This window comes from Kordia sp., assembly GCF_045105435.1.
In the GTDB taxonomy this organism is placed as follows: Bacteria; Bacteroidota; Bacteroidia; order Flavobacteriales; family Flavobacteriaceae; genus Kordia.
Window position 1 is genome coordinate 1 of the sequence record NZ_JBGCDL010000390.1, and the last position, 6,977, is coordinate 6,977.

The 6,977-nt window shown below is 32.5% G+C and carries 5 protein-coding genes; 4 read left to right on the forward strand and 1 reads right to left on the reverse strand.

What is annotated here, in order from left to right:
- Together AB8B65_RS19725 and AB8B65_RS19730 are read left to right on the forward strand one after the other, a co-directional pair.
- On the forward strand, positions 1-2,889 hold a 2,889-nt coding region (locus AB8B65_RS19725), incomplete at its 5' end, for a DNA-directed RNA polymerase subunit beta' (protein ID WP_405303001.1).
- Between the two features lie 3 nt (positions 2,890-2,892).
- On the forward strand, positions 2,893-3,201 hold the full coding sequence (locus AB8B65_RS19730; protein WP_405303002.1) for a DUF3467 domain-containing protein: 309 nt from the start codon (positions 2,893-2,895) through the stop codon (positions 3,199-3,201).
- Positions 3,202-3,444: 243 nt separating this feature from the next.
- On the opposite strand, the gene AB8B65_RS19735 is transcribed toward AB8B65_RS19730, so the two are convergent.
- Positions 3,445-5,031, reverse strand: a complete 1,587-nt coding sequence (locus tag AB8B65_RS19735) for a peptide chain release factor 3 (protein WP_405303003.1) — start codon at positions 5,029-5,031, stop codon at positions 3,445-3,447.
- A 955-nt stretch (positions 5,032-5,986) separates the two neighbouring features.
- Between AB8B65_RS19735 and AB8B65_RS19740 the strand changes: the two genes are divergently transcribed.
- Both AB8B65_RS19740 and AB8B65_RS19745 read left to right on the forward strand, forming a co-directional pair.
- Positions 5,987-6,277: a hypothetical protein gene (locus AB8B65_RS19740; RefSeq protein WP_405303004.1), complete on the forward strand. Its 291-nt coding sequence runs from the start codon at positions 5,987-5,989 to the stop codon at positions 6,275-6,277.
- A gap of 228 nt (positions 6,278-6,505) precedes the next feature.
- On the forward strand, positions 6,506-6,977 hold a 472-nt coding region (locus AB8B65_RS19745; protein WP_405303005.1), incomplete at its 3' end, for a hypothetical protein.

A 6,977-nucleotide genomic window follows, 5' to 3' on the forward strand; every position in this document is an offset into this window, starting at 1 on the left:
TGTACAGCCTTTAACGCCGATTTTGATGGTGATCAAATGGCAGTGCATTTACCATTAGGACCAGAAGCAATTTTAGAAGCACAACTATTAATGTTGGCTTCTCAAAACATTCTGAATCCTGCAAATGGTTCGCCAATTACAGTACCTTCACAGGATATGGTATTAGGTTTATACTATATGACGAAGTTGCGTAAATCTACTCCAGAACGAAAAATAAAAGGAGAAGGTTTAACATTCTACTCTGCTGAAGAAGTGGTAATGGCGTATAACGAAAAGAAAATTGAGTTGAATGCTTCTATGAAAATTAGAGCAATTGACTTTAATGAGGCTGGAGAATTAGTTCCACAAATTATAGAAACAACTGTGGGACGTGTACTTTTCAATCAAAAAGTGCCGCCACAAGCAGGATATATCAATGAAGTATTAACGAAAAAATCGTTACGTAGTATCATTGGAGGAATCTTACGTGTAACTGACATTCCAACAACATCAGCTTTCCTAGATGATATTAAAAGTCTTGGATACGGATTTGCCTTTAGAGGTGGATTGTCATTCAGTTTAGGTGATATTATCATTCCAAAAGAAAAGCAAACCTTAATTGATTATGCTAATAAGGAAGTTGATAAAATTACTGCGAGTTATAACATGGGGTTAATTACAAATAACGAGCGTTATAACCAAGTAATTGACAAATGGACAACAACAAATTCAGAATTGACAGAATTGTCAATGAAGCACATTAGTGAAGATCAACAAGGATTTAACTCTGTGTATATGATGCTTGACTCTGGAGCGCGTGGATCTAAAGAACAGATTCGTCAGTTAACTGGAATGCGTGGATTAATGGCAAAGCCGAAAAAATCGACAGCAGGTGGTGGAGAAATTATTGAAAACCCGATTCTTTCTAACTTTAAAGAAGGATTATCGATCTTAGAATACTTTATCTCTACACACGGTGCGCGTAAAGGACTTGCCGATACCGCATTAAAAACTGCCGATGCAGGATATTTAACACGTCGTTTAGTTGATGTATCACAAGATGTAATTGTGAACATTCACGATTGTGAAACATTAAGAGGTGTTGAAGTAAAAGCATTAAAGAAAAATGAAGATGTAGTTGAGCCACTAAAAGATCGTATCTTAGGTAGAATTTCTTTACATGATGTGTACAATCCATTAACAGAAGAAGTTTTAGTAGCGGCAGGACAAGGAATTGATGAAGATATAGCACAAGCTATTGAAAATTCACCAATTGAAGCAGTAGAAGTAAGATCGCCATTAACATGTGAAGCGCCAAAAGGTATTTGTGCTAGCTGTTACGGACGTAACCTTTCTACAAATAAAATGGTTCAAATTGGAGAAGCTGTTGGAGTTGTTGCTGCACAGTCAATTGGAGAACCAGGAACGCAGTTAACATTACGTACATTCCACCTTGGAGGAGTTGCAGGTAATATTTCTGATGAAAATAAATTAGTTGCTAAATTTGATGGTAAACTAGAAATAGAAGATCTAAAAACTGTTAAAGGTGTTGACAAAGAAGGAAAAGAAATTGATATTGTAATTTCTCGTACATCTGAAGTTAAACTTCTTGATAAGAAAACAGGAATTGTCTTAAGTACAAATAATATTTCTTACGGATCAACAATCTTTGTTAATGATGGAGATGTTGTTAAAGAAGGAGAGCCTATTTGTCAGTGGGATCCATATAACGGATCTATTATTTCTGAATTTGGAGGTAAAATTAAGTATGAAAATATTGAACAAGGTGTTACTTTCCAAGTAGAGATTGATGAGCAAACTGGATTCCAAGAAAAAGTAATTTCTGAATCTAGAAACAAAAAATTAATTCCTACACTTCAAATTTTAGATAGCAAAGGAGAAATTCAGCGTTCATATAACTTGCCAGTAGGTTCTCACTTAATGGTAGATGATTCTGAAAAGATTGATATTGGTAAAGTATTAGTAAAAATACCACGTAAATCATCTAAAGCTGGTGATATTACAGGAGGTTTGCCACGTGTAACAGAATTGTTTGAAGCACGTAACCCTTCTAACCCAGCAGTAGTTTCTGAAATTGATGGAGTTGTTTCTTTCGGTAAAATCAAAAGAGGTAACCGTGAGATTATTGTAGAATCTAAATTTGGTGACATTAGAAAGTATTTAGTAAAACTTTCAAACCAAATCTTAGTACAAGAGAATGATTATGTAAGAGCAGGAATGCCACTTTCTGATGGTTCTATTACGCCAAACGATATTTTAAATATCAAAGGACCTTCTGCAGTACAGCAATACTTAGTAAATGAAGTACAAGAAGTATATCGTTTACAAGGTGTAAAAATTAATGACAAGCACTTTGAAGTGATTATTCGTCAAATGATGCGTAAAGTAAGAATCGGTGATCCAGGAGATACTATCTTCTTAGAAAACCAATTAATTCACAAGTCAGATTTCATTAGAGAAAACGACAATCTTTACGGTCAAAAAGTAGTAGAAGACGCAGGTGAGTCAGAAAACTTTAAAGCAGGACAAATTGTTTCTCCAAGAGAATTGAGAGATGAAAACTCTGTGTTAAGAAGAGCTGACAAGCAATTAGTATCTGCAAGAGATGTAGTGCCAGCAACGGCAACACCAATCTTACAAGGTATTACAAGAGCTTCGCTACAAACGAAATCATTTATCTCAGCAGCATCGTTCCAGGAAACAACAAAAGTACTGAACGAAGCAGCCGTAAGTGGAAAAGTGGATGCATTAGAAGGATTAAAAGAAAATGTAATTGTTGGGCATAAAATTCCAGCAGGAACAGGAATGCGTAAGTACGATGATATCATTGTAGGTTCGAAAGAAGAATACAACGAAATTATGGCGGCTAAGCACGAAATAAACTTTTAATACATGAACGATAAAGCAAACGAAAAGCAAATCAACATTGAGTTAGATGAAGAAACTGCAGAAGGAACCTATTCCAACCTTGCAATCATCAATCACTCAGCAACTGAATTTGTAGTAGATTTTGTAAACATTATGCCAGGGAGACCAAAGGCAAAAGTGAAATCTAGAATTGTATTAACACCACAGCATGCAAAACGATTAATGAAGGCATTAGGTGAAAATATAAATCGCTTTGAAAAAGCTCATGGAAAAATTAAAGAATTTGAACAACCTCCAATTCCGATGAATTTCGGTCCAACTGGAGAAGCATAAAATAAAAAACCTCAATTTTCGAATTGAGGTTTTTTTATTTTTAGTAGCATTTAAAAAATCTATCAATATTTTTTTTAAATAGATTTTAACTATTTCTTTGTAAAAAACAACCTTTTTATTTTAGCTGTAATAGACAAAAAAAAGACATCCTTGTAATTGGATGTCTTTTTGATATAAATATCTTAAAAGGCTTTAAAATGATTTTTTTTGATTAAATCGATCTTTATCTAACCATCTAAATAATTAAAATTCACTTGTAAGATGGAATTTAATTTTAGGATATTTTTGTTGTGTCATTTGTAGTGAAAATGAAGAATCGGCAAAGAAAACCAATTTATTTTCTTTATCGCGTGCTAAAAATTTCTGTTTTACACGCTTAAAATCTAAAAATTCAGGGTCTTTTTCGTCTTCCACTTCTACCCAACATGCTTTATGAACATTCAAGTTTTCGTAGGAACATTTTGCACCATATTCGTGTTCTAATCTGTATTGAATAACTTCATATTGAAGCGCTCCAACAGTTCCAATAACCTTTCTTCCGTTCAAATCTAAAGTGAATAATTGCGCAACTCCTTCATCCATTAATTGGCTAATTCCTTTGTGTAATTGCTTGGATTTCATTGGGTCAGCATTGTTGATATATCTAAAATGCTCTGGAGAAAAACTAGGAACACCTTTATAATTCAACTCTTCGCCAGACGTTAATGTGTCGCCAATTTTAAAATTTCCTGTATCGTGCAAACCAACAATATCACCAGGAAAGGACTCGTCGACAATTTGTTTTTTCTCTGCAAAAAATGCATTCGGACTTGAAAACTTCAGTTTCTTATCCAATCGTACATGTAAATACGGTGTATTTCGTTTAAAAACTCCCGAAACAATCTTAATAAAAGCAAGTCTATCTCTATGTTTCGGATCCATATTTGCATGAATCTTAAATACAAAACCAGAAAATTTATCTTCATTTGGTTCAACCAAGCGTATGTCAGACATCTTAGGTAGTGGAGTTGGGGCAATATCAACAAAGCAATCAAGTAATTCTCGCACTCCAAAATTATTCAATGCAGAACCGAAAAATACAGGTTGCAATTCACCATTTAAATATTCATCTCTGTCAAAATTAGGGTATACTTCTGTCACTAATTCTAACTCTTCACGTAAAGTTTCTGCTGCGGTATCACCTATGTAATTTTCAAGTTCGGGATTGTTAACGTCTTCAAAATGAATAGCTTCAGAAATTGTTTGTTTATTGTCTCCATTAAATAAATTAATGTTTTTTTCCCAAATATTATAGATTCCTTTAAAATCATATCCCATACCAATAGGAAAGCTCAAAGGTGTTACTCGCAGTCCAAGTTTTTGCTCAACTTCGTCTAACAAATCAAAAGCATCTTTTCCTTCTCTATCCAACTTATTAATAAACACAATAATCGGAATCTTTCGCATACGACAAACTTCAACCAACTTTTCTGTTTGTTCTTCCACACCTTTTGCAACGTCAATCACAACAATAACACTATCAACCGCACTTAAAGTACGAAACGTATCTTCTGCAAAATCTTTGTGACCTGGTGTGTCTAATATGTTGATCTTCTTATTCTTATAAATAAAAGCAAGTACGGAAGTTGCCACAGAAATTCCTCTTTGGCGTTCAATTTCCATAAAATCACTCGTAGCACCTTTTTTAATCTTATTATTCTTTACAGCTCCAGCTTCTTGAATGGCGCCACCAAAAAGTAATAACTTCTCTGTAAGTGTCGTTTTTCCTGCATCTGGATGCGAAATAATACCAAAAGTTCTTCGTTTATCAATTTCTTGTTGTATGCTCATTAGAAGTATTTAAATAGGTATCAAAAATATCACTTTTAAATCAAATAATATCAATCATTTTCAAGTTCATTTGGTCTGAGAACACAAAATGAATAACGAATATATTTGATGAAACATAAAAGTCCATTGAATCATTGTTAGTTAATAAAATTTAAAAGAGAAATGTTTTTTCCTTAAGTAATTAAATCTAAAAAAAAAGACCCTCTAAAACATATTGTATTTAGAGGGGTTTTTGGGGAATCGCTGAGATACAAGCCGCATATAAACAGCAAATATGTTTGCAAAATTAACAATACTAATGACATGCTCATGTAATAAAATGTTAATTCGATAAAAAGCACAAAACTAACTTCAAAAAACGATAAATATTTTAAAGTAGCTTGTATCACTATTCTTTAAATTATAGCTTTTCTATGGATAAGATATGCGTAAAATTTATTTTGGTTCAAAATATAGATTCGTATAGAAAATTGCTGCGATCCTATTTTTTACAAAAACAATTTATGTAGCTTCATAATAATGGATACGATTTATTTTTTTAAATACTTAATTAAAATCAATTATAAATATTTTAACTAATTGATTTTAAGATTATTAAGAATGGTATTTTGGACGTATTTTTATACAAGTGTTTTAAGATTTATAATTTCAAGAAGTCTTAATTTTATGTATTTAGTATGAATATAATGTACTCATATTGTATCTTTTTTAGATTAATTATTCATTAATGTACAATCCTTTAGTTAAAAAAAGTGATTTTAAAGCAAAAAAGTATGATAATGTTTAAAAAAAATCTTGTAAGCGTTTTAACAGGATAAGTGTGTGTTTTGTCGAAAAACTAGTTGTTTTAGTCGTTTATGATACGCATATATGCCTGTCACTCATTACATTTGTTAAAAGTAAGTTAAGAAAATAATCAACCAATTACTATCTTAGTAGACAAAAACAGCCTTGAATGAATAACATTACTCTTGATGCAATGTTAGCACCTACAGTGTCTAGCAATGAATCTTTAACTATTTTTATTCCAAAAAAAATCTCACTTATTCTTGTGATATGTCTATCAATGCTGTATTCACAAAATACGCTTGCGCAAGAAAAAAATCTTTACGATGCGCAAAACCTAAAGTTAGAAGAAGCCGCAGCTGAAGGAATTATTTTTTTTCAAGAAATAATTTCGCGCCCAGCTGAAATCCAAAATTTCATAGATCACGTATATACAGAAAGAGTTGTGTCCAATGAATAAAAATAAATTCAAACCAGTAGAGATAATAAGTGCGCAGCGCAAAAGTGATAGGAACGATGCATCCTATAAAGAGATTTAAAATTACATTGAAGTAAAAAAGAAAATTAACAAATTTTAGATTTGATGCAACATATAAATATAGCGTAAGTCTCTAATTTTTTTATTGTGGTTTAGGCCACGTAGTACAACTAAAAACACAGATTATTAAATATAAAATTACCCAAACAAATGAGAAACAATATAATTACTTCTGTTTTAAATAAAGCTAGTGTCTTGTTGAATTTTAAGGAAATTTCTCTTGCATTACTTTTATTACTGGTATTAGCAAGCCCTGGTAATTTATATGCCCAAGATTCTGATGGAGATGGCGTGGCAGATACGCAAGATTTAGATAGTGATAATGATGGTATTTTAGATGCTGATGAAGGGCGTTGTATAGCAAATATAGGTTCTATAGTGGTAAATACATCGTCAGGTGAAATAGCATCATACAATGTTGAGACAGGGGTTTCTACTATAATTTGTACCGGTGTTGGTGGGGCGTTCGATATCGCCATGCCAGCTGATGCCTCTGTTTATTATTTATTGACTTCAGCTGGAGGTATTTCAAGTGTTGATCCTTCCACTTGTAATTCTACCTTTTTGGAGGATGTTGGTGGTGGTACATTTAATTCGTTGTCGATACTTCCTGATGGAACGC

What these genes read in the sequence shown, in the direction of transcription:
- AB8B65_RS19730 (WP_405303002.1), top strand. Translation starts at nt 2,893, where the DNA reads ATGAACGATAAAGCAAACGAAAAGCAAATCAACATTGAGTTAGATGAA.
- AB8B65_RS19735 (WP_405303003.1), bottom strand. Translation starts at nt 5,031, where the DNA reads ATGAGCATACAACAAGAAATTGATAAACGAAGAACTTTTGGTATTATT.
- AB8B65_RS19740 (WP_405303004.1), top strand. Translation starts at nt 5,987, where the DNA reads ATGAATAACATTACTCTTGATGCAATGTTAGCACCTACAGTGTCTAGC.